At 59.9% G+C, this 21,177-nt stretch carries 18 protein-coding genes; 10 read left to right on the top strand and 8 right to left on the bottom strand.

Going from position 1 to position 21,177, the window contains the following annotated elements:
• Positions 1 to 420: 420 nt before the first annotated feature.
• Complete coding sequence (locus tag L0U82_RS20035) at positions 421 to 1,917, bottom strand: phospholipase D-like domain-containing protein (RefSeq protein ID WP_233833821.1); 1,497 nt, start codon at positions 1,915 to 1,917, stop codon at positions 421 to 423.
• A gap of 515 nt (positions 1,918 to 2,432) precedes the next feature.
• Between L0U82_RS20035 and L0U82_RS20030 the strand changes: the two genes are divergently transcribed.
• The 3 genes from L0U82_RS20030 to L0U82_RS20020 all read left to right on the top strand — a co-directional run bounded on the left by L0U82_RS20030 (position 2,433) and on the right by L0U82_RS20020 (position 4,687).
• Positions 2,433 to 2,840: a GFA family protein gene (locus L0U82_RS20030; RefSeq protein ID WP_233833819.1), complete on the top strand. Its 408-nt coding sequence runs from the start codon at positions 2,433 to 2,435 to the stop codon at positions 2,838 to 2,840.
• A 248-nt stretch (positions 2,841 to 3,088) separates the two neighbouring features.
• Positions 3,089 to 4,276: a GGDEF domain-containing protein gene (locus L0U82_RS20025; RefSeq protein ID WP_233833817.1), complete on the top strand. Its 1,188-nt coding sequence runs from the start codon at positions 3,089 to 3,091 to the stop codon at positions 4,274 to 4,276.
• A 75-nt stretch (positions 4,277 to 4,351) separates the two neighbouring features.
• Positions 4,352 to 4,687, top strand: coding sequence for a hypothetical protein (locus L0U82_RS20020; protein ID WP_233833815.1), 336 nt, complete (start codon positions 4,352 to 4,354; stop codon positions 4,685 to 4,687).
• A gap of 151 nt (positions 4,688 to 4,838) precedes the next feature.
• Here L0U82_RS20020 and L0U82_RS20015 read toward each other — a convergent pair whose 3' ends face one another.
• Positions 4,839 to 5,660 carry an aldo/keto reductase gene (locus L0U82_RS20015; RefSeq protein WP_233833813.1) on the bottom strand — a complete coding sequence of 274 codons (822 nt, stop codon included), beginning with the start codon at positions 5,658 to 5,660 and terminating at the stop codon, positions 4,839 to 4,841.
• Between the two features lie 119 nt (positions 5,661 to 5,779).
• Between L0U82_RS20015 and L0U82_RS20010 the strand changes: the two genes are divergently transcribed.
• The 3 genes from L0U82_RS20010 (at position 5,780) to L0U82_RS20000 (ending at position 7,624) form a co-directional block, all read left to right on the top strand.
• Positions 5,780 to 6,727 carry a LysR family transcriptional regulator gene (locus tag L0U82_RS20010; RefSeq protein WP_233833811.1) on the top strand — a complete coding sequence of 316 codons (948 nt, stop codon included), beginning with the start codon at positions 5,780 to 5,782 and terminating at the stop codon, positions 6,725 to 6,727.
• A 93-nt stretch (positions 6,728 to 6,820) separates the two neighbouring features.
• Complete coding sequence (locus L0U82_RS20005) at positions 6,821 to 7,297, top strand: RidA family protein (protein WP_233833809.1); 477 nt, start codon at positions 6,821 to 6,823, stop codon at positions 7,295 to 7,297.
• Positions 7,298 to 7,363: 66 nt separating this feature from the next.
• Complete coding sequence (locus tag L0U82_RS20000; protein WP_233837424.1) at positions 7,364 to 7,624, top strand: hypothetical protein; 261 nt, start codon at positions 7,364 to 7,366, stop codon at positions 7,622 to 7,624.
• Positions 7,625 to 7,703: 79 nt separating this feature from the next.
• Here the strand turns inward: L0U82_RS20000 and L0U82_RS19995 are convergent, their stop codons facing one another.
• Complete coding sequence (locus L0U82_RS19995; protein ID WP_326489771.1) at positions 7,704 to 8,816, bottom strand: cytochrome-c peroxidase; 1,113 nt, start codon at positions 8,814 to 8,816, stop codon at positions 7,704 to 7,706.
• A gap of 223 nt (positions 8,817 to 9,039) precedes the next feature.
• A complete protein-coding gene (locus tag L0U82_RS19990; protein WP_233833807.1) occupies positions 9,040 to 10,938 on the bottom strand; it encodes an alkaline phosphatase family protein in 1,899 nt (632 codons plus the stop codon).
• Positions 10,939 to 11,266: 328 nt separating this feature from the next.
• Here L0U82_RS19990 and L0U82_RS19985 point away from each other — a divergent pair, with 328 nt between their 5' ends.
• The gene (locus L0U82_RS19985) at positions 11,267 to 11,611 is read left to right on the top strand and encodes a hypothetical protein (protein ID WP_233833805.1); all 345 of its coding nucleotides are present in this window, start codon (positions 11,267 to 11,269) and stop codon (positions 11,609 to 11,611) included.
• A gap of 171 nt (positions 11,612 to 11,782) precedes the next feature.
• Positions 11,783 to 12,322 (top strand): Spy/CpxP family protein refolding chaperone, encoded by a 540-nt coding sequence (locus L0U82_RS19980; protein ID WP_233833803.1) that lies wholly within the window; start codon positions 11,783 to 11,785, stop codon positions 12,320 to 12,322.
• Positions 12,323 to 12,348: 26 nt separating this feature from the next.
• Here L0U82_RS19980 and L0U82_RS19975 read toward each other — a convergent pair whose 3' ends face one another.
• From L0U82_RS19975 to metE, 3 genes are all read right to left on the bottom strand, one after another.
• On the bottom strand, positions 12,349 to 13,494 hold the full coding sequence (locus tag L0U82_RS19975; RefSeq protein WP_233833801.1) for a serine hydrolase domain-containing protein: 1,146 nt from the start codon (positions 13,492 to 13,494) through the stop codon (positions 12,349 to 12,351).
• 4 nt (positions 13,495 to 13,498) lie between these two features.
• Positions 13,499 to 14,467 carry an alpha/beta hydrolase gene (locus L0U82_RS19970; protein ID WP_233833799.1) on the bottom strand — a complete coding sequence of 323 codons (969 nt, stop codon included), beginning with the start codon at positions 14,465 to 14,467 and terminating at the stop codon, positions 13,499 to 13,501.
• Positions 14,468 to 14,803: 336 nt separating this feature from the next.
• Positions 14,804 to 17,098, bottom strand: coding sequence for a 5-methyltetrahydropteroyltriglutamate--homocysteine S-methyltransferase (gene metE, locus L0U82_RS19965; protein WP_233833797.1), 2,295 nt, complete (start codon positions 17,096 to 17,098; stop codon positions 14,804 to 14,806).
• A 151-nt stretch (positions 17,099 to 17,249) separates the two neighbouring features.
• On the opposite strand from metE, the gene L0U82_RS19960 reads away from it, so the two are divergent.
• A complete protein-coding gene (locus tag L0U82_RS19960; protein WP_233833795.1) occupies positions 17,250 to 18,158 on the top strand; it encodes a LysR family transcriptional regulator in 909 nt (302 codons plus the stop codon).
• A gap of 497 nt (positions 18,159 to 18,655) precedes the next feature.
• A complete protein-coding gene (locus tag L0U82_RS19955; protein ID WP_442793690.1) occupies positions 18,656 to 19,642 on the top strand; it encodes a TRAP transporter substrate-binding protein in 987 nt (328 codons plus the stop codon).
• Between the two features lie 111 nt (positions 19,643 to 19,753).
• Here L0U82_RS19955 and L0U82_RS19950 read toward each other — a convergent pair whose 3' ends face one another.
• Complete coding sequence (locus L0U82_RS19950; protein ID WP_233833792.1) at positions 19,754 to 20,857, bottom strand: AI-2E family transporter; 1,104 nt, start codon at positions 20,855 to 20,857, stop codon at positions 19,754 to 19,756.
• Between the last annotated feature and the right edge of the window lie 320 nt (positions 20,858 to 21,177).

Raw genomic sequence — 21,177 nt, 5'->3', positions numbered from 1 at the left:
TTGCCGTCCTGTGAAGTAGGGGTTAAGCGGAAGACCCGCCCCAGGGCTTTCAACAACGGTCCGACACGGGTCCGGAAAATCTCGGTGATCAACACCGAATTCTTAAGAGTGACGAACTTCGGCGCCTCTGGCAATAGCTGCGCGATGTTCGTAAGCGACCAATACAGCAGCTCGACGTGCGGTGCCGATCGGCCTGGCGTCGACGCCGTATCCACAGATGATAGCCGGACTATGTGTTGCTCTTCGCGGGACCATGACGGCGAAGATGTCTATCGGCAGATCATGGGCGTCTGCTCACGCGGCGTTTGTACGGTAGCGCACGGATTTGCCGGGGCTGGCGAGCGCAAGCGGGGTTGGTTTCGAACGCCCAACCCCACTCATCTCATCCGGACATCTGCGGTCAGCCGTCCGCCGAAGAATTTACTCGCCCGCGAAATAGCTGCGACGCAATGCCCCTGCCGAGCCGGGCTTTCCGTAGCGATTGATCCACGTATTGTCGGCGGTAAGAGATTGCCGCTCGAAGTTCTCCGGATCGTCGGCATTCGAGGCCGCGACTGCGTCTCTGAACGCATAGCTGGAGAATTGCCGCATGAACTCGCCCAGGTAGATATCCGCGACGCGCTTGTCGCCGCGAATCACGAGCATGTTCTCATGATTGGTTTCGACACTCGCGTTGCTGAAGTTCGCCGAACCGGTAATGACGATCGGATCGTCCGAAAGCGGATCGACCAGCATGAACTTCGTGTGGACCCAGCGCACGTATTCGCCCGGCGCCAGACCATCGCGTTCGCGCAACCAGTGATCGAATTCGTTCGTCGCGATGTTCTGACCGATTGCAACGACAGCGCCATTGACCTTGCGGATTTCCGCAATTTGCTCTTTAGCGGCGGCGATGCCTTTACCGGTGCCTTCCTTGTCCATCAGCGCAAACCTCAATACATCGCCGCCTTCCTTATAGACCGGCACGAAGTCCGCATTCATCCCGAACGCGAAAGTCATGAACAACGCACGTTTGGCCAGCGCCGCGATATTCGCGTAGGTCGTCAGCGTCGCGGTGCCTTTTTGCGGAGAGAACACCTGGCCGGTCCCTTCAACAGGCGGTACGTTCGGAGCGGGCGTTGTCTCGTCGTCCCAGCTGCGTATTTCCGCAAGCGTCGGGTTCTTCGACAGCTCGCTCCAATACTGAAGGTATGTGCCGGCTACGGCTTTATCGCTCACCACGTGCGCGCAATTCAAGTGACCGAAAATGCCGTTCTCGGTGTAATTGGTCGAGCCGGTGAGTACTTCAATTGCAATATCGTCTTTCATCAACACGATGAACTTGTTATGCATGATCTTGCCATTGGTAAAGCCGTGGCAAATGTTCTCGATACCGGCGTGTGCTATCGCTTCCTCGTTTTTGGCAACGGGATCTTCTTTCGCGTTTTCGATTGCATCGAAAATCACCTTCACGTCGACGCCGCGCGTCGAAGCTGCCTTCAGCGCATCGAGAACCGCTGGCCATTGAAACTCGTAAATGGCAACACGCAGCGCGAACGTATGATCGGTGGCCTTGCCGATGAAACGCGTAATCGCTTCGAGCAGACCGCGCGATAGCCAGTCGTATGCGGCCTGGCCGACCACATCGGGCGCCTTGTCCTGGAAGCGGCGCGCGTACTCCTGCGAAGCGATCGCGCCGCGATTGAAATAGACGCTGTGGCTATCGCCGTCCTCGACTTCGGTGTCGATCGAAATATCCACCGAAACGCCTTTCTCTAATGCGCCAGGCTTGCCGTACATCGCAATCAACGTGTACGTGTACTTATGCGCGGGCTTCGCGGAGTAGTCACCCCATTGAAATGACTGGAAGGGTTGGTCTTGACTCGATGCAGTGCCGCCTGCCGGAAGTTTGGGCGTCGTAGCTGAAAACGTTTTCATTCCGCGTAGCCAGTATGTTTCGCCTTCGGTGTGATCGGTTCGCTGAATAGCGAATCCCAACAGGCCGGCTTCCAGTTCCGACTCGACATCCCATCCGAGCAGAACGACATGTGTTCCAGCCACAGCCTGTGCGGTCAAACCGCCATGCGTCACTTTGTTTCGCATACTCGTCCCTGATTCATCACTTCGCTATTCCGAAATGCCGCGAACAGCATTTCGCCGGATGCTGCACTTGCATGCGCATTGATCGACAGTCTCGGACGCGCGCCACATCACGCTGACGTCATCAAATCGTCACGCAAAATAGAACTGAAATTGGATTGACTGCGTTGGCGCGCTGGCATGAGTAGTTGGAAATTGGACCACGCGCGATCGACTAAAGACTAGGTGCTTACTCGTGCCGACACAACGGAAATTTGAGTACTCGCACATGCGTGCCGATCGACATCGAGTGACGTGCTTGACGACCTCGAAGCCATGCGACAGCATGGGCTCTGCCATCACCGGAGAACTCCATGCTGCGCACATATCATGGAAGCTGCCATTGCCAATCGATCAGGTTCGAAGCCCGAATCGATTTCGGCAAAGGTACGTCGAAGTGCAATTGCAGCTTTTGCAGCAGACTGCGATTCTGGAACGTCAAGGTTCGCCCGGAAGAGTTTCGTCTCCTTGCCGATGAAACCGCGCTGACGGAATATCGCGGCAACAATCCGGTCGCGCGTCATCCGTTCTGCAAACGTTGCGGCGTGCACGTATTCGATCGCATCGATATGCCGAACGGAACGGGGTACCCGTATATCAACATCAACATCCTGTGCATCGAAGGGCTCGACATCGACGAAGCACTGAATGCGCCCATCACCTACCACGACGGCCTGCACGATGATTGGGGCAATCCGCCGGCGCAATGCCGGCATCTCTGATCCGCGCACTCACCGCTCGCACCTGCCGGCCGGCTAGATAGCCGGCTGCGCGCTTGCCCGGCCGCTTACCAGGCGCTTACTGACCATTACGAAAAAAGCGAACATCAGTGAAATTTTGACCGCCGGATTGCTCGGGGCCCGAAATTTATTCCGGTACGATATGCGCTTTGCGAAGGCGGCCAATATCGCTGCGCGACCTCGTGCCGCGCTTGGGCGCCCTCATGGGTCATATCCATTCCGAAGCTGCCATGTCCATCCCGACCGCCCTTATCGGCATTGCAATGTTGTCCTGCCTGATGGGCGTCACCGTTCTCGGTTCGCTATTTCGCGCGCAAATCCCCGGAATACACCGTTGGTGCTGGGCAACGGGTCTGCTGGTCGTCACAGCGACGCTGCTGCTGTTCCGGCGGATGGATATCGTCGTGGTCAGCGCGAGCGTATTGCTGATCGTCGCATCGCTGATGGCGTTGCAGGGTTTTCGGCAATTCTTTCATCAGCGGCCATCGACTACCTGGGAATACGTCGCAATCGGCCCGATCCTCGCCGCGATCGTCTACTGGACCTACGTATCGCCCGACGTGGACGCCCGAGGTGCGCTGATATCCGGGTATCTCGCCTACATCCGCTTCGTTATCGCGTGGATCGTGCAACGGCACCGGCCGGCGGGCCGGCCGAAATACGGCTATCACTTCGTGTCCGCTGCCGCGATCCTCGGGGCGTTGGTCCATGCGGTTCGTTGTGTCATCTATGGATTCGGCCTCGCGCATGAAACTGTTTTTCTGGAGCCGACGCCGATCAACGTGGCGTTTCTCGGCGTCGCCACGATGACATTGCCGGCGCTGTCAGTCGGTATGGTGATGCTGGCGCATGACCGGCTGGCGGAGCGCATGGAACGCCTCGCCACCATCGACGACCTGACGGGCGTGCTCGGCCGGCGTGCTTTTATCGCCCAGAGCGAGGCGCTGTTCGATGTGGCAAAGGTGACCCGATCGAAGCTCTCCATCGCTATTCTGGACATCGATAACTTCAAGAGCATCAATGACCGATACGGGCACGCGGCCGGCGATAAAGCGCTAGCGCAGGTTGCTTCGACGATATCGAGCGGCATAAGGCAAACCGACGTCGTGGGCCGGATCGGCGGCGAGGAATTCGCGCTGTTGCTGCCGCTGACCGGCAAGGAGGATGCGGCCCGCCTGACGAACCGGTTGCGCGCAATCGTCGCGGAGTCTGTTTCGCGCGCACCGAACGGTGACGTCACCTGCACGCTCAGCGCGGGTATCGACGAATTCGGGGCCAGCGATACCGTTGCGTCGGTGATGGCGAGAGCCGATACGGCACTCTATGCGGCCAAGGCCAGCGGTAGAAACTGCGTGATGCTTGCCGGCGCGTCACATAGCCGATGGGCCGAACCCACGGAGACGGGCGCGGCACGGTGATTGCTGAATTCATGGTCAAGCAGGCGGTGTTCGTCTGCGTCGATATTTCCTTTCCCAGACAAGGAGGAACGGACCATGAGTAAGGCAACCAGCATGTTAATCGCGGCCGTCGCCACGCTCGCGTTATCGGGCGGTGCTTATGCACAGACAGCCGGTGGCGCGAACGGAGGTACGTCGGGCAGCACGGCCAGCCCGTCGAATCAGATGAACCAGATGGACCAGACGCGCGGCATGAATAGCGGCTACGGCATGCCCGGCACGACCAATTCGGACAGCGGCATGACCACCCGACAGGCGCCGAACTCGGGTCTTCCGAGTTCGAATAACGGCTCGACGTCCGACGCGCCGGCTCCCAACAGCAACAATACGCTGGCGACGCCGAGCGTCGTATCGCCGGCCGCTCATAAGTAGCATGAGCTAATTGCAACAACCGGCCGCGAATAAGCGCATAACAAAGAACCGATGCATCAATCGCATTAGGGTGTGGCGTAGTTATCACACCCCGATGCCGCGGCCGGTCAAAACACAACACGCGCATGCGCGCGCCAACCGACGACGCCGGTTACTTATCCCATTCCGGCGAGAACGGAGGCGTAACGAACCGCTGATTCTTCGGCAATCGCGCAATCGCTTGCCGATCCTCGTCGTCGAGTTTCACTGTCAGCGCGTCCAGATTAGCTTGCTGATTTTCCCGTCGGCCGGCTTTAGGAATCACCGCGACGCCCTGCTGATCCAGCAGCCATGCAAGCGCGATCTGCGACGCGCCCACGCCATGCTTCGCGCCGATTTCGCGCAACACCGCATCGTCGGCGGCTCTGCCCTGCGCAAGCGGCGCATAGGCGACGAGCGGAATCGCTTTCTCGCGCAAATAGGACAGCATCTTCGACTGATCGAGAAACGGGTGATACTCGATCTGATGACAGGCAATCGGAGCACCGATGTCATCGATTGCGCTTTTCAGCAACGTCATGTTGAAGTTGCACACACCGATTGCGCGTACCGTGCCTTGTTGAATGAAACTCTGCATGGTCTCCAGTACCGCGCCAAGGTTCATGTCCCGGGAAGGCCAATGGACCATATACAGGTCCACGTAATCGACACCGAGTTTGGCAAGGCTGCTTTCGAGCGCGCGCCGGATCGACTCCGGCTTCAGGTTCTCATGCCATACCTTGGTCGTCAGATGCAGCTGCTCGCGGCCGATGCCGGACGATGCAATGGCGGCACCCACTGCCTCCTCGTTCTGATACATCTCAGCGGTGTCGATATGGCGATATCCGAGTTCGAGCGCGCTCTCCACCACAGGCTGACAATCCGCGCCCGGCATCCGGAATGTGCCGAAACCAAGACGTGGCAATTCGATACCCTGCGTTTTCAAAACTTCCATTGAGGTTCTCCCGAACAGTTAGACAGGTAATTTCCCACGTCGGGATTGTTGAAAAAAGTATCCGACGTTCAAATCACTCGTGATTAAATTCACGTAATGACATACGAACAGGACTGAGCATGCCCTTCGACGGCCGGCTATTTGCAGGTATCACCGTGCTCGCCGCGGTGGCCGAGAGCGGTAGTTTCGTGCGCGCGGCGGATGCGCTCGGCCTGTCGCCTTCCGGCGTGAGCCGCGCGGTATCGCGTCTGGAGAAGCGCGTCGGCGTGCGCCTGCTCGATCGCACTACCCGCTCGCTGACGTTGACCGACGAAGGCCGGCGCCTTTACGAATCGGTGAGTCCGCATCTGACGAGTATCGAGGAGGCGGCTTCGGCGGCCTCCGGTTCCGCGAACGTCGTGCAAGGCAAACTGCGCGTCAATGTCGATCCGTTCTTTTCGAGGACTGTACTGGCATCGCGACTACCGGACTTCCTCGCGCAGTACCCGGATCTTTCGCTCGAACTGCTGATGCGCGATAACGTCGGCGACCTGGTGGCCGACGGCTTCGACCTCGCGGTGCGCTTCGGTCCGCCGCCGGTGGGGACGTTGGTTGCGCGAAAGCTGCTCGATACACGCATCATTACGGTTGCGTCGCCGGGCTATATCGCGCGATGTGGACGGCCCGCGAATCCTCGCGAGGTGGCCAGCCACGAACGCATCCTGTTCTATAACCCTGTCACGGCCAAACCGTTCGAATGGGAGTTTCATCACGGCAAGAAGATCGAGAAGATCAATGCGCAAGGGCGGCTGCTCGTGTCCGATGTAGGAGCGATGCTCGGCGCGTGCGTCGCGGGCGCTGGCATTGCCCAGGTGATGGAAATCGGCGTCGAGCAGCTGATGCGGGATGGCCTGCTGCTGGATGTTCTACCGAACTGGCCGGACGAGAAATTTCCGCTGTACGCGCTTCTGCCGTCACGACGCCATCCGGCGGCGAAGGTCGAGGCGTTTATCGATTTCTGTCGCGAATCGCTGGCGCCGGAGAAGCCGGTTGAGCGGCGTAAGGTGGGCAAACGGGGGATCAGATAATCAGCGCATTCGAGATCGACAAGCATCATTCGATACAAACCCGGAACACTCCATTATTCTTTACTCTTTCCACAGCGTCGGCGAAGGTGCGTTATGACGAGAGACGATAAATTCAGGCAGGTGGCAGCCGAATTCGGATTCGATCCTGAACAGGAAATCAAGATCGGCGGAAAGTACACACCGGTTCTGATCGACGGCAATACTGCCTACATTGCCGGCCAGGTTCCGCGCGTGGGCGAGGTGGTACGCTTCGTTGGCGTGGTGGGCGAATCGATCACGCTGGACGACGGCCGTCGCGCTGCGGCGATTTCGACGCTGCGCGCGCTGACGCTGATCAGGAACAGATGCGGGACGCTCGACGCGATTCAGGCAGTGCCGCGCATCACCGTCTTCATGCGCAGCGCGCCGGACTTCACGATGCAAAGCGAAGTCGCCGATGGGGCGTCCGACGTGTTGTATGCGGTGCTGGGCGATGCCGGCGTGCATACGCGCACATCGGTTGGCGTGCTGCAATTGCCGAAGGGAGCGGCGGTGGAAGTGGACTTTATTTTCAGCGTGCGGTCTGTTTAGCGCGCGGGTTCGGATTCGATTCACTCATACTGTCAAAGTCACGTTGCCGGAGTTCACATCACTATGATGAAGTCCCTTTGCTTCGCCGCGGCTCTCGTCGTGCTCACTGCCGGCTGTACTTCGACATCGTCGCCTACGAACAATCTGACGGTCCCACCGGGCGCGCCTGGCAGCGATAGCTACATCCTGCATACGCCCAATGGGGTGGCGGACAGCGATGCCGCTTCGCGGCCGCCACGGCTCACAGTTGGTACCAGCTATTCGGATACGCAATTGATCCTGCCGTGGTTTCTTAATGACATCATTAACTTCGTTAACTACCGGTAGTCTCTCGATGAGGCTCCAGCGAATCACATAAAAAAACCCGGCTCAACAACTAGCCGGGTTTTCTTTTTTCTGCACGACGTTAGCGAGGCACTGTCTGTGCGTCCGCGTCGGTCAGGGTATTCATGAATGCCATCACGTCGCGGATATCCGAGTCCGACCAGACCGGTTTGCCGCCCAGGTGGTTCGTCAGCGGCTCCGTTTTGCTATCGACGTTACTGCGCAGATTCTTCGGCAGATCGTCGAACTTCACGACGTGGCCATGCGCGTCTTTCGAATACCACTTCTTCGGGTCCGTGTCGCGCTCGACATAGAAGCGCACCGAATCCTCAAGCGTATGGAACTTGCCGTTGTGAAAGAACACGCGTCGCGTGGCGACATTGCGAAGCGTCGGCGTGCGGAACATTCCACAGAACCACTTCTGCAGCTTCGCCTGGTCTTCACGCAGCGGCCCACATAACCCCATGTCGAAGAAATTCGGATCACGGTTGGCCGGAATGTCCATGTTGCGTGGCACACCCAGCGTCTGGAAGTTGTAGTCCGTCAATGCCGGATGCGAGCCGTGAGCGCCTTTGTTGATCAGATGACAGCTTGCGCAATTGCCCTTGTCGGGGTCGCTGAACAGCGCCAGCCCGTGCGCTTCCTGTGGCGTGAACTGATCCTTGCCGTCGAGCACACGGTCGAACTTGCTGGAGTACGGTGCGAACGAAGGGTCATTGAACTGGAATGCCTGCAGTACCTTGCCAAGGTCCGCCAGCGCGTCTGCCGGTCGCGAGAAAATGTCCTCGCCGAATGCTTGCCGGAACTGCGATGCGTAGCTGCTTTGGCTCAGCTTCTTCGCCACGTCGTCCGCGCCGCTGTTTGCCATTTCATCCGGATTGAGCAGCGGAAATGCAGCCTGATCCGCGGGGCTGTTGAAGCGCCCATCCCACGTGTATCCGCCGATCGGCTGATTATCTCCATCCTCGAGGCGCTCTTTCAGGCTATTTGCCTGCGTGTATGTCCAGTAAGGCACAGCGCGTAGATAGCGCAGTGACGGCACAGCACGCAATCCGGCTCGATCGAGATTGGGGCCGCCCAACTGGACAGCCAGACCGTTCGGCGGCCCATAGGCATTCGCGGGGCTGTGGCAGGACGCACACGACTGCTTGCCGGAAGCCGACAGCGACGGATCGAAGAACGCGGCCTTGCCGATCGCCGTCAGATCGGGAGCAGCTGCTTTGACAGGGGCTGCCGGAACTGCCGCGGCTACCTGAGCGTCCGCTGCATGTTTGTCGCATGCGGACAGAAGGAAAATGCAAAGGGCCGTTGCGAGAACAGCCCTTGAAGGAAATTGGCGCATAGCGAATGAAGAAAACAGCCCGGTTCGAACAGAGAACCGGGCTGACACAACAGAGCTCTTGCGAAACCGCTAACGATCAGCGGTTATCGATGTTGGCCGACGTGAAGATCGGCTTCAGCGATGCATCGTCGGCGTAGCCGAGATACGAGCCAATGCCGAAGTTGTCCTCGAGCGAACGCAGCATCGCGTAGTGGTTGTAGCCCGTGCTATCCACGTGACCGCCCTTGATGAACGGCGACAGCAGAAGCGTACCAATCTGATCGCCGCCGACTCCGAGGTAGTTCAACGCAATCGACACGGTCTGCACCGATGCAGGCAGCGTCGCCGGGTTGATACCGAGCAGGCCTGCTTCAGCCACCGGCAGCGTCGACAGCGTGACCTGTTCCGGACGCGTCACGTTCGGACCCGTTTGCTGGTTGCAGCCAGGACACTGGTTGCCCATCTCCGGCTCCAGCACGGAAAGCGTCTTGCCATCCGAACTGACCTGCGTTGTCGGATTAAGTCCGGTTACCACGCCTTCGTCGGTGGTGATGATGATCAGGCCGTCCTGCTTGTAAGCGGGCGAAGCCTGGATCAACGGGACCGTCTTCTTCAGGAACGCGTCGATCGAAGTCAAACCGCCAGGCTGACCGTTTGCGCAGCCCTTGCCCGCGGTACCCGTACCGTCGCCATCATGGCCATCGTCACACAGGTTCGGCGTGATGAAGGAGAAGTTCGGCGTAGTGGCAATCGACTGAAGATCCGTTGCCAGGTCGTCTTGCAGGTTGACCACGTGCGCGTCGCAGTTCGCCAGATCGTCGATGGTCGAATGGAAATACGGGAACGGATTGTGACGCGTTGCGTACTCGTCGCCCGGCTTGTCACCCGAAGAGGAAGGAGCCTGCGCGGACTGCGTGCCGTCCACGGCCTTCGTCGGGTCGGAGCCAGCGAGCTGCGCGGTACGGCGCGGGAACGAACAGGTTCTCGTGCCGTCACGGTTCAGGTCGTTGCCCATGTCCTCGTTGTAGCTGCGCCACGTGAGCTTGGCCTGTTCCATCTGGTTGCCAAGATGCTGCACGCGAGCCGGGAACACGCAGCCGCCGCCCGGATGGCCGTTGACGTCAGTGCCTGCCTTGAGAACTTTGGGGTTAGCCGAGTCGTTGCCGGCATCCACGACATCGGACCACACGCCGAAGCAGTCCGATTCAGTGTCATGCGTCGACGGCTGACCCGACACCATCGATACGTAGTTATCCAGCGAAACGTGGCCGGTGCCGAAGTAGTTCGACAGGAACGTGCCCTGCGGCATCAGCGATTTCAGGTACGGGTCCTGGTTTGAGTCCGTGGCCGTCGTGCCGTACGTCGATTCCGCGCTCTTGTTTTCAAGCACGATAACCCAGACGTGCTTGATCGCCTTGCTCGACGCGACGGTTGCAATGTACTGGTCGCTCGCTGCCTTCACCACGGCGTTGCCGTTGGTGTTGAAGTCGCCCAGCAGGGCGTCCGGCGTCGTGCCGATCTTGTTCGCAAGTTGCGTTTGCGCATCCGACTGCGACAGACCGCTGTCGATCAGTTGCGAAAGCTGCGTGGTGATCGCGCTGACGAAACTGACGCCGCGCGGCGAACGGAACGTAGCCGTGCTGTTGAACACGGTGCCCATGTTCTTGCCCGATGCGTCGTTCTCCGTGGCGCCGCTCAGGTTGGCCACGACATACTTCCACGATCCATTGCTCGTATCGGAGATCGAGAACTTGCCCTGGGCATCCGAGCGCGCGACAGGCTCGCCCTGGTCGCACTTGCCGTTGTTGTTCACATCCAGGCAGACCGCCGCATTCTGAATATAGCTGCCGAGCACTTGACCAGCGACCTTCTGGCTGTTGTCCGAACTACCGCTGTCCGAACTACTGATGCTGCTTCCGCAAGCGGACAACCCTGCCATTACGCCGATGCTTGCCAGCATCGCGAGCGCGCCCCTGCGCAACCGTATATTTTTCACGACTGTCCCTCGTTATGGATCGCACACACCCGACGGTCTGTGACTTTCTAAATTTTATGTAAGTTTTGTTACGCGTCCGTTAAGGGACTGTCAATTATTTCTAAACATTGGCATGCGCGGAGGCCGGAAAGTTGAAAGGCTCGAAGAGAAAGGAGAGGTCGACCTTCCAGCCAGATTTGGTATCAGTATCGCGCGACGGTCTAGCCGTCCAGCAAGCCGGCAAGTCGACGAGGCCGTACAACGGGTGCGTGGTATAAGGCTGTACCGGATGGAACAATTTGACAGCGAAGCTATTGCCGCATCCCATTCACGACAGGAGGTAGCGCGTATGACTCGACACTCTCGAATATCCTTGCGCCGGGTGGCCACTACGGCCATCGTGGCAATCGCCGCCACGGCCCTCGCGCTACCCGCGCAGGCTCAGCATCATGGTGATTCTCATGGCCACGGCGGCGGCGGTTATCACAACGACTCCCACGGCGGTTATCACGGCAACTCCCACGGCGATTCCCACGATCATCATGGAGGAAGCGCCTTGGTTGGTGGTCTGGTTGTCGGCGCCTTGCTGGCCGTGGCGGCCGGTGCGGCAATGTCGAATGCGAACCAGGCCCCGCCTGCCGTGGTCTATGATTCGCCGCCGCCCGGCACCGCCTACTATCCCAATGGTTACTGAACTGACCGTTGCCAGGCTGACGATTTGACCACGCAATACTTGCGGCCCAATTGCGGTGCCGCGTGTATTTCACCGAGACACTTCACCGAGATACCTGGCCGCCTATAGCCCGCATCGCTTGTTGCCGGAGCCGGCCGCGTCAATCCGACATTTCTGTTCGACACTTCCGAAATGAAAAATACCGTTCATAAAATTGCCGTATCTGTTGTGATGAGCGTTGCTTTCGCCACGGCTTCCGCCTGGGCGCAAACCCCGGCGAGCGGTGCCGCGGCGCCCTCGACCAACGTATCCCACCACGCGCAGAAGCACCAGGATGCGGTTGAGCTGCGAATTGCGCAGCTCCATAGCGCGATGAAGATCACCGACCAGCAATCGCAGCAATGGGATGCCTTCGCGCAGACCGTGCGTGACAACGCCCAGAGCACTGCTGATGCGTTCCACGAGCGCAACGGCAAACTCTCGACCATGAGTGCCGACGATGCGATGAAATCGTACGCGTCGCTCGACGAACTGCGCGCACAGAACATGCAGAAGCTGTCGAGTGCGTTCAGCACGCTATACGCGTCGCTTTCCGACGAGCAGAAGAAGACCGCGGACGTGCTGTTCCGCAACGAGCACGAGCATGCGCGCGCGGAACACTATAAGAAGTCAATGAAGCATCAAACGCCGGCGGCCGCCAAGGCTGCGGCACCCGAGGCCGCTTCCAGCTAAAGCACGCACCAGGCGAAGGCCGTCGGTCACGCCGGCGGCTTCCGTCCGGGTTCGGGACCGATGCCGCTCGCGTTGCCCGCAGCCTCCACCAGCCACACAAGCTTCTCCATCTTGAGTTGCCCGATCTGTTTCGAGGTCAACCGCGCATCGACCCGGCTCACCACCACCAGGTCCAGCGACGGCACGACAACCGCGTACTGCCCCAGATGACCATCGGCCCAATAGGTGGGCCGTAACAATGCGGCATTCGCGCCACGCGGTCCGATTGCAGGCATGCTGGTCCACCACATATAGCCATACCCGCCCGTGGACGTGTCGGAGTAAGGGCGCGTCGATTCGGCGACCCAACTGGCGGGGACGACCTGCCGGCCGCGCCAGATGCCATCATGCAGATACAACAGCGCGAAGCGGGCAAAGTCCCGTGTGCTCATATCGACCGGATACGCGGGATAGCGCGTGGCAGTGCCACCCGATACGTAATGCCCATCCGAAGGCCGGTAATCCTGCATACCGATAGGCTCCGCAATGTCGGTCTTCAGCGCGGTGAAGATCGAATTGCCGGTCGCCTTTTCGTAGATCGCGCCGACCGTGTTGAAGTCCCAGTTGTTGTAATACCAGAACGTGCCCGGCGCGTGGCTATAGCGCGGCGGTTTGGCTGCCTGCATTGCAGCGGTCTCGTAGACGGTCGGATGATAAACACCCGAGCGTGCCTCCAGCATCATCCGGATCGTCGTCTGCTTCTCGCTCGGCGATAGAGAAGGCGCAGTGTCGTCGATACCGAGTTGCGCGAGCGTGTCGTCGAGATGTATCTGTCCGCGCGCAACGGCGATGCCGATCAGCGCGCTCACCAGGCTCTTGCGCGCCGAATAGAGATTCGATTTCCTCGACACGTCCCCCCACTCGCCGATGACCTGTCCGCCATGAACGATCATGCCGGAGGTCGCGCCGTTCTGTTTCGCGTAGGCGATGGCCTCGTCGATACCCTGCTGCGAGAAGCCCTGCGTCGCGGGCGCGGCGGTCGACCATTTGGCGCCGGGAAATGGTGACTGCGCGCTATCGTCGTCGAGCGGGGATGGGCGTGGCGCATCCGTCGAGCACGCGCTGAACGTCGATACAAGCGCGATGGCGAAAGCCACGCTCCGGAAGGAAGAACCGATGATGTTGTTTTTCATTGTCTCAAAGTCCCGCATCGCAACCCGCCTTGCCGAACAGCACTGCCAGCCCACACGCGGAAGAAAACATCCGGTAACTGGAGTGCGCAATGCCGGGCGCTTCGACGACATGCTGCTTCGTGTTTGGATCAAGCAAATGCACATAGGCGTCGAACGCCAGCCCGCGCGCGTAACGCGTCGGCCCTTGCGCCTCCGCCGCGCATGATCGATCGAGACCATCCGCGGCGGCATCGGTGTCCGCGGCACCAAGAAGATAGACGATATCCCGCTGAAGGTAGCGCGCTGTCAGTTCGCCCGCCGACGCCGAACGCGAGTCATAGGGAGGCACACCGTCCTGCAACCCGTAGTTCCAGTGATCGAACGCGGGACACGATTTCGAATTGAAAGGTGTGAAAGCACCGTCTGAATCGGGGCGATCGCTCGTGAAATAAAGGTAGCTCGCCGGATTGGCGACAACATACTTCACGTGGATACGCGCATTCGCGAGCCCGGCGTCCCCTTGGCTAATCGCCGCGTAGCGCTGCACGAATTGCCCTCCCGCGGAATGCCCGGCGAGTACGACCGTATCGAGCTTCGGAAAAATCGCCCGGTTCGCGAGTTTCGCGAAAATGGCGTCGACGATCTGAAAGGAACTGACCGATGCGATGTCGCCGGATAGTCTGCCTTTGGGCCAATCGTTTTCACGCCATCGCAAAACATCGTCCGGCAACTGGTGGGCGGTGATATCTTTCGCGGTCAGAAACTGCGGGGTAATCACGATAACCCCTTGCGCCGCCGCGCCCGCCAAGGCTGCGGCATGCTCACCGGAGCGCAGATCGCGCCGCGGCCAGCCGGGGATGACGACCACGGCTCTCGTCACGTCATCCTGTGGCCGCGTCCAGTCGCGCGATACCTGAATCGGTACTTCGAAACGGCCACGCGGAGTGGTGATTTCCAACCGGCCGCTTTGCACACGCGGCACCGGCGTATTCACGACGTCGCGTTCGCGTTTGGGGGATGTCGCAGTCGCGGTCGCGGTCGTGGCAGAAGCAGGATCCGCGCTATGCCCAGCGCTCGCGCTCGCAGCCGCGACTGTCGACGCCGACGCCGACGCCGACAGAACACTCAAAACAGCGGGTAATGCGCAAACGAGAAACCGCAATGAGTACAAAGAGGGTCTCCTTCTTCGAGTCGTCCAGATACCGTACCGTACGTCACCCGCCATCGCGTGCGCGAAGCCATGGCCTGTAACAGTAACGGTATCTGTCGTCTCCGCGTTGACAGGCTACCAACACGAAGACGCGAACCCGAGCAGCGACCAGCGCGTCGCCTAGCGCAGTTGCGCCCGCAACGTCTTCGCCGCGGCGACCATATTGGTCAACGCCGGCACCACCTCCGCCCACTGGCGCGTCTTCAACCCGCAATCCGGATTCACCCACAGACGCTCGGCCGGAATGCGCTCCGCCGCTTTCTCCATCAGTTGCACGATATGCGCTTCGGTCGGAATGTTCGGCGAGTGAATGTCATACACGCCCGGACCGATTTCGTTCGGATAGTTGAAGTGATCGAATGCATCAAGCAGTTCCATATCCGAGCGCGACGTCTCGATCGTAATCACGTCCGCATCCATATCGGCGATCGACGCGATGATGTCGTTGAACTCCGAATAGCACATATGGGTGTGAATCTGCGTTTCGTCGCCCACGCCGTTCGCCGTGATACGGAACGACTCGACCGCCCAGCGCAGATACTCGTCCCATTGCGCGCGGCGCAGCGGCAGACCTTCGCGCAGCGCGGCCTCGTCGATCTGGATCACACGCACGCCGGCCTTCTCGAGATCCAGTACTTCGTCGCGAATCGCCAATGCAAGCTGGTAGCACGACACCGAGCGCGGCTGGTCGTCGCGCACGAACGACCAGTTCAGGATCGTCACCGGGCCGGTCAGCATGCCCTTCATCGGCTTGTCGGTCAGCGATTGCGCGTACGTGATCCACTCGACCGTCATCGCCTTCGGCCGGCTGATGTCGCCGAACAGAACGGGCGGCTTCACGCAGCGCGAGCCGTACGACTGCACCCAGCCGAACTGGCTGAACGCGTAGCCATCGAGCTGCTCGCCGAAGTACTCGACCATGTCGTTACGTTCGGCTTCGCCATGCACGAGTACATCGAGGCCGAGTTGTTCCTGCTCGCGCACGCTGCGCTCGATCTCTGCGCACATCGCGGCACGGTAGCCTACGTCATCGAGCGCGCCGCTCTTGAACTGGCTGCGCGCCTCGCGAATCTGCGCGGTCTGCGGGAACGAGCCGATCGTCGTGGTCGGATAGGCCGGCAGCTTCAGCAACGCGGCCTGCTTCGATGCACGCTGCGCATACGTGTTTTGACGATCGCCGAGCTTCGAGTCGATACGCGCGAGTGCGGCCTTCACCGCCGGGTTGTTCACACGCGGCGAGTTGCGACGCGCGTCGATCGCGGCGGCATTCGTTGCGAGCGCATCGGCGACCTTGTCGCGGCCTTCGTTCAGCGCGCTCGCGAGTACTTGCAATTCATCGAGCTTCTGCAACGCAAACGCGAGCCACGAACGGATTTCCGGATCGAGTTTCTGTTCGCTCGCGAGATCGACCGGTACATGCAGCAGCGAGCATGACGGCGCGATCCACAGACGCTCACCGAGTTGCTGCGCGAGCGGTGCGAGCCATTCGAGCGCGGCATTCAGATCCGTCTTCCAGATGTTGCGGCCATTGATCGCGCCGACCGACAGCACGCTGTGCGCGGGCAGCTTTTGCGCGGCCAGTGCGACTTCGTCACGCGCGTTGATCGCATCGATATGCAGACCGTCCACCGGCAGCTTGCATGCGAGGTCCAGGTTCTCTTTCAACTGGCCGAAGTACGTCGCGAGCAGCAGCTTGACGCCGCGCTCTTCGAAGCCCTCGTACGCTGTCACGAATGCATCGCGCCAAGCCTGATCGAGTTCGGTCACGAGAATGGGTTCGTCGATCTGCACCCACTCGACGTCCATCACCTTGAAGTAGTCGAGCAGCGCGCGATACACCGGCATGATGCGCGGCAATAGCGCGAGCTTGTCGAACTCGTCTTTCGCCTTGCCGAGCCACAGATACGAAATCGGACCGATGATCACGGGCTTTGCCTTCACGCCCTGCTCACGTGCCTCGCGCAACTGTTCGAGAAAGCCCGACGTATCGAGGTTGAACTGCGTATCGGCGGTGAATTCGGGGACGATGTAGTGATAGTTCGTATCGAACCACTTCGTCATTTCTCCGGCCGCGACGCCGCCGCAGCAACCGGCGTGCTCTTCGGTTCCTTGCGCGGAACGGCCGCGCGCGACGCGAAAGTAGTTGTCGAGCTTGTCGCCATGAAAGCCGCGCACGCGCTCCGGCAGATTGCCGAGCGTAAAGCTCATGTCGAGCACCTGGTCGTAGAACGCGAAATCGCCAACCGGCACGAAATCGAGACCCTTCTGATCGTTCCAGTGACGCTCACGCAATTGCGCGCCGAGCGCCTTCAATTCATCGCGCGACGATTCGCCCTTCCAGTAGCGTTCCAGCCCGAACTTGAGTTCGCGTTTAGCGCCGATGCGCGGGAAGCCGAGATTGTGTGTGGTAACCATATGCGCTGCCATTCGGTAGAGAAATGCATTCAGAAACGTACGAATTGGCAGCGATGATAGAGCGATCCATCGATGAAATAAAATGGCATTATTTCATTCATCGATTAGTTTTGTTCATTCACCAGATGGACGCATTTAGGGAGTCCGCGTCATGCTCGAACGTATTCATCTCGTCATCGTCCGCGAGGTCGCGCGCCAGGGGTCGCTCACAGCGGCGGCCGGCGCGCTGTTTCTGACGCAATCGGCGCTGAGCCACACGGTCAAGAAGATCGAACAGCAACTCGGCACGCCGATCTGGGACCGCGAGGGCCGCTCGCTGCGGCTCACGCAGGCGGGCCACTATCTGCTGTCGCTCGCCGAACGGCTGCTGCCGCAATTCGAACTCGCCGAAGAACGCATGAAGCAGTACGCGAACGGCGAGCGCGGCACGCTGCGCATCGGCATGGAATGTCATCCGTGCTATCAGTGGCTGCTCAAAGTGGTGTCGCCGTACCTGGCGCGCTGGACCGACGTCGATGTCGATGTCAAACAGCGCTTCCAGTTTGGTGGCATCGGCGCGCTGTTCGGCTATGACGTCGACGTGCTGGTGACGCCCGATCCGCTGTTGCGCCCCGGCCTGAGCTTCGAGCCGGTGTTCGACTACGAGCAGGTGCTGGTCGTGGCCGAAGGTCATCGGCTCGCGAACGTGCGCTATGTGAAGCCAGAACAACTGAGCGATGAAACGCTGATTACGTATCCGGTGGAAACGGATCGGCTCGACATCTACAACCAGTTTCTGCGGCCAGCCGGTGTCACGCCGCGCCGCCACAAGACGATCGAAACCACCGACATCATGTTGCAGATGGTCGCCAGCAACCGCGGCGTTGCCGCGCTGCCGAGATGGCTCGCGGATGAATACGCGGACCGTATGCCGCTGGTCAGCGTAAAGCTCGGCAAGGAAGGCATCGCGAAGCAGATTTTTCTCGGCACGCGCGACGCGGATGCGGAGATCGACTATCTGAGTTCGTTCGTCGAATTCGCTCGGCGATCGAACTGGAAGGCGCCGCGCGTGCGACGTTGAATGGGCAAATGCGGTGACTTGCGCGGCGATCTGCGCCGCGTGTTGTCATCGTGCGGACCTTTCGTTCGTTAGCCTTTTTGATAACTGTCATCTGACAACATTTCGTCAAAGCCGCGCTTCATTGCCGCTATTGTTTTCCTCACGAAAACAATGTCTATCACACGCGCTCGCAAGCTAAGAATCTCCGTCAACGGTACGCAAATCGTCATCAAGAAGATAAGCGCCCACTACTCCGATTAGCACGTTCATTCACGGGTAAACACGGTATGTACAACTTCTGTCGCCGCGTATAGACTTTGTAAGTTATCGTACAACTTTGCCGACTTGTCTTTCAAAACAGATCACACTGGCCGGTTCGCAAAGCCCCGTTTAAATGAAGGTGCTGGCACTGAACAATGCCGCGCCTTTTTTCTCAGCCGCGCGGCGTATTAGACCCATCACGCCGCGGCATCTGCCCTCCGTCGGATGCTCTCTTTTTGAAAATTCTCATGACGAAAATGAAATTTGCCTCTTCCCGTGTTCCGATGATCGTCGCGGCCGCGGCGCTCGCGTTCGGCACGATGTCGGCTGAAGCGCGCGTGTTCCGTTCCGCGGACGTGCACGGCGACACCTTCCCGACCAACATGGCCGTCAAGCACATGGGCGAGGAAATCAGCAAGGCGACGGACGGCAAGGATTCAATCAAGGTCTTCGGCAATAGCGCGCTCGGTTCCGAAACCGACACGATCGACCAGGTTCGCATCGGCGCACTCGACATGACCCGCGCCAACGGCGCCGCATTCAACGAGATCGTGCCGGAATCGATGATCCCGTCGCTGCCGTTCCTGTTCCGCGACATCGACCATTTCCGCAAGGTGATGTACGGCCCGGAAGGCCAGAAGATCCTCGATGCGTTCACCGCGAAGGGCATGATCGCACTGGCGTTCTACGAGAGCGGCGCGCGCTCGATGTACGCGAAGAAACCGATCAAGTCGCCGGCTGACATGCAGGGGCTGAAGGTGCGCGTGCAACCGTCGGACCTGATGGTCGACGAAATCAGGGCAATGGGCGGCATTCCGACGCCGATGCCGACCGCCGAGGTGTACACGGGCCTGAAGACCGGCCTCGTCGACGGTGCCGAGAACAACATCCCGACTTACGAAGAAGGCAAACATTACGAAGTCGCGAAGGTCTATTCGGAGACCCAGCACTCGATGACGCCGGAAGTGCTGGTGTTCTCGAAGAAGGTGTGGGACACGCTGAGCCCGCAAGAGCAACAGATCATCAAGAAGGCGGCAGCCGATTCGGTGCCGTACTACCAGAAGCTGTGGACCGCGCGCGAAGCCGACGCGCAGAAGACAGTGACGAGCGGCGGCGCAACGATCGTGCCGGCCTCGCAGGTCGATCGCGCGGCCTTCGTGAAGGCGATGCAGCCGGTGTGGGCGAAGTATGAAAAGACCCCGCAGATGAAGCAGATCGCCGACGAAATCCAGGCGATCAAGTAAGGCTTGGACATCAAGCGGTGGTAAAGCGCCTGGCGGGAAAATTCGCGGGTGTTTTGCCACCGCTTTTCATTTTCGATGCGTTGAACGCGGCACCGCGTGATTCCCACAACATCACGATGGCGTTCGTTGCTGCACCCGCTCGGCTTGCGGCTGATCTTTGACCCATCGCCAGAACAGCTGGTAACCCACCGCGAGCATCACCGGCCCGATGAACAGGCCGATCACGCCGCCCGTCACCATGCCGCCGAGCGCGCCGATCAGCACGACCGGCATCGGCACCGCAACGCCGCGCCCGAGCAACAGCGGCTTCAGCACGTTGTCGGCGAGACCGGCGACGAACACATAGACCGAGAAGATGATCGTCGCGGTGCTCACGCCCTTCGTCACGATCACGAAGACGATCACCGGTATCGTGATCAGCGTGGCGGGCAATTGCATAATGCCGATCAGCAGCACCGCGAGCGCGAGCAGACCCGCGGCCGGAATGCCCATCACGACGAACGCGACACCGATCAGCAGCATCTGGATAAAGGCGATGCCGACCACCCCCTGCGCCACCGCGCGGATGGTGGCCGTGCACAGATCGGCGATCTGCCGGCCGTTGTCCGGGCCGGAGATGCGCGACGCGATCTGCACGGTGCTGTGATAACCCTTGTCGCCGTGCGCCATCAGAATGCCCGCGACGATCAGCGCGAGGAAGAACACCAGCAGCCCCGCGCTGAGACCGGTAACCGCACTGAGCAAAGCAAGGCCAAGCTCCTTGAGTTGCGGCGCGAACTTTTGCAAGAGCCCGGTGAGATCGGTGGATGCCTGCGCCCAGAAGTCGTACACGCGTTGGCCCACTAGCGGCCACGCAGCCACCGACTCGGCCGGCGGCGGAATCTGGAAGCTGCCGCTTTTGAAGACCTCCATCGCGCGCTCGATCGATGCGGCAACCGCGACGCCCAGCAGGTAGGTCGGCACGAGAATCACGGTAAACGCGACGAGGATGATCAGCGTGGCGATCAAGCCGTCCTTGCCGCCTAGCGGACCGCGCAGCCGGACCTGAAGCGGATACAGCGTGATCGCGAGAATGATCGCCCAGACCATCAGGTTCAGAAACGGCGCGAAGATCCGGAAGCAGAACGAGGCCAGCACCGCGATCAAGCCGGCGCGGATCAGCACGTCGAGAAGTTCTCTGGACAACACGCGTGAGTTAGTCGGTGTGTGCAGCATCACTGGTCTCCGCGCTAGTCGCCTCGATGGTCGGCTCACGGCGAACCGGCGTGCCCGTCACCGTGATAGCTGGAATGGCCCATGCCTCGAAGGCAGGGTGATTTCAACTATCGGAGCGCGCACGCAAAGAATCAATTGGACTTTGGTCTCATATCCCGACGGCGAATTCTGACCAACGATTCGAAATCGTGACGCCATGTTCGCCCGTCGGATCGACGCGTCGACAGAAAGTACTTCATTCACAACCTCGCCCGCGACGCCGGTGCAAACAGCGCTCCAACAACAGGAATGTGTGATGGATGATCGGTCCGTTACCTCTG

Origin of the sequence: Paraburkholderia sp. ZP32-5 (genome assembly GCF_021390495.1) — a bacterium.
Lineage (GTDB): Bacteria > Pseudomonadota > Gammaproteobacteria > Burkholderiales > Burkholderiaceae > Paraburkholderia.
This window is presented reverse-complemented; position numbering and strand designations above follow the sequence as displayed.

Excerpts from the sequence above, each read along its gene's own strand:
- L0U82_RS20035 (WP_233833821.1), bottom strand. The coding sequence starts at position 1,917 with ATGAAAACGTTTTCAGCTACGACGCCCAAACTTCCGGCAGGCGGCACT.
- L0U82_RS20030 (WP_233833819.1), top strand. The coding sequence starts at position 2,433 with ATGCTGCGCACATATCATGGAAGCTGCCATTGCCAATCGATCAGGTTC.
- L0U82_RS20025 (WP_233833817.1), top strand. The coding sequence starts at position 3,089 with ATGTCCATCCCGACCGCCCTTATCGGCATTGCAATGTTGTCCTGCCTG.
- L0U82_RS20020 (WP_233833815.1), top strand. The coding sequence starts at position 4,352 with ATGAGTAAGGCAACCAGCATGTTAATCGCGGCCGTCGCCACGCTCGCG.
- L0U82_RS20015 (WP_233833813.1), bottom strand. The coding sequence starts at position 5,660 with ATGGAAGTTTTGAAAACGCAGGGTATCGAATTGCCACGTCTTGGTTTC.
- L0U82_RS20010 (WP_233833811.1), top strand. The coding sequence starts at position 5,780 with ATGCCCTTCGACGGCCGGCTATTTGCAGGTATCACCGTGCTCGCCGCG.
- L0U82_RS20005 (WP_233833809.1), top strand. The coding sequence starts at position 6,821 with ATGACGAGAGACGATAAATTCAGGCAGGTGGCAGCCGAATTCGGATTC.
- L0U82_RS20000 (WP_233837424.1), top strand. The coding sequence starts at position 7,364 with ATGAAGTCCCTTTGCTTCGCCGCGGCTCTCGTCGTGCTCACTGCCGGC.
- L0U82_RS19985 (WP_233833805.1), top strand. The coding sequence starts at position 11,267 with ATGACTCGACACTCTCGAATATCCTTGCGCCGGGTGGCCACTACGGCC.
- L0U82_RS19980 (WP_233833803.1), top strand. The coding sequence starts at position 11,783 with ATGAAAAATACCGTTCATAAAATTGCCGTATCTGTTGTGATGAGCGTT.
- L0U82_RS19975 (WP_233833801.1), bottom strand. The coding sequence starts at position 13,494 with ATGAAAAACAACATCATCGGTTCTTCCTTCCGGAGCGTGGCTTTCGCC.
- metE (WP_233833797.1), bottom strand. The coding sequence starts at position 17,098 with ATGGTTACCACACACAATCTCGGCTTCCCGCGCATCGGCGCTAAACGC.
- L0U82_RS19960 (WP_233833795.1), top strand. The coding sequence starts at position 17,250 with ATGCTCGAACGTATTCATCTCGTCATCGTCCGCGAGGTCGCGCGCCAG.
- L0U82_RS19955 (WP_442793690.1), top strand. The coding sequence starts at position 18,656 with ATGAAATTTGCCTCTTCCCGTGTTCCGATGATCGTCGCGGCCGCGGCG.
- L0U82_RS19950 (WP_233833792.1), bottom strand. The coding sequence starts at position 20,857 with ATGCTGCACACACCGACTAACTCACGCGTGTTGTCCAGAGAACTTCTC.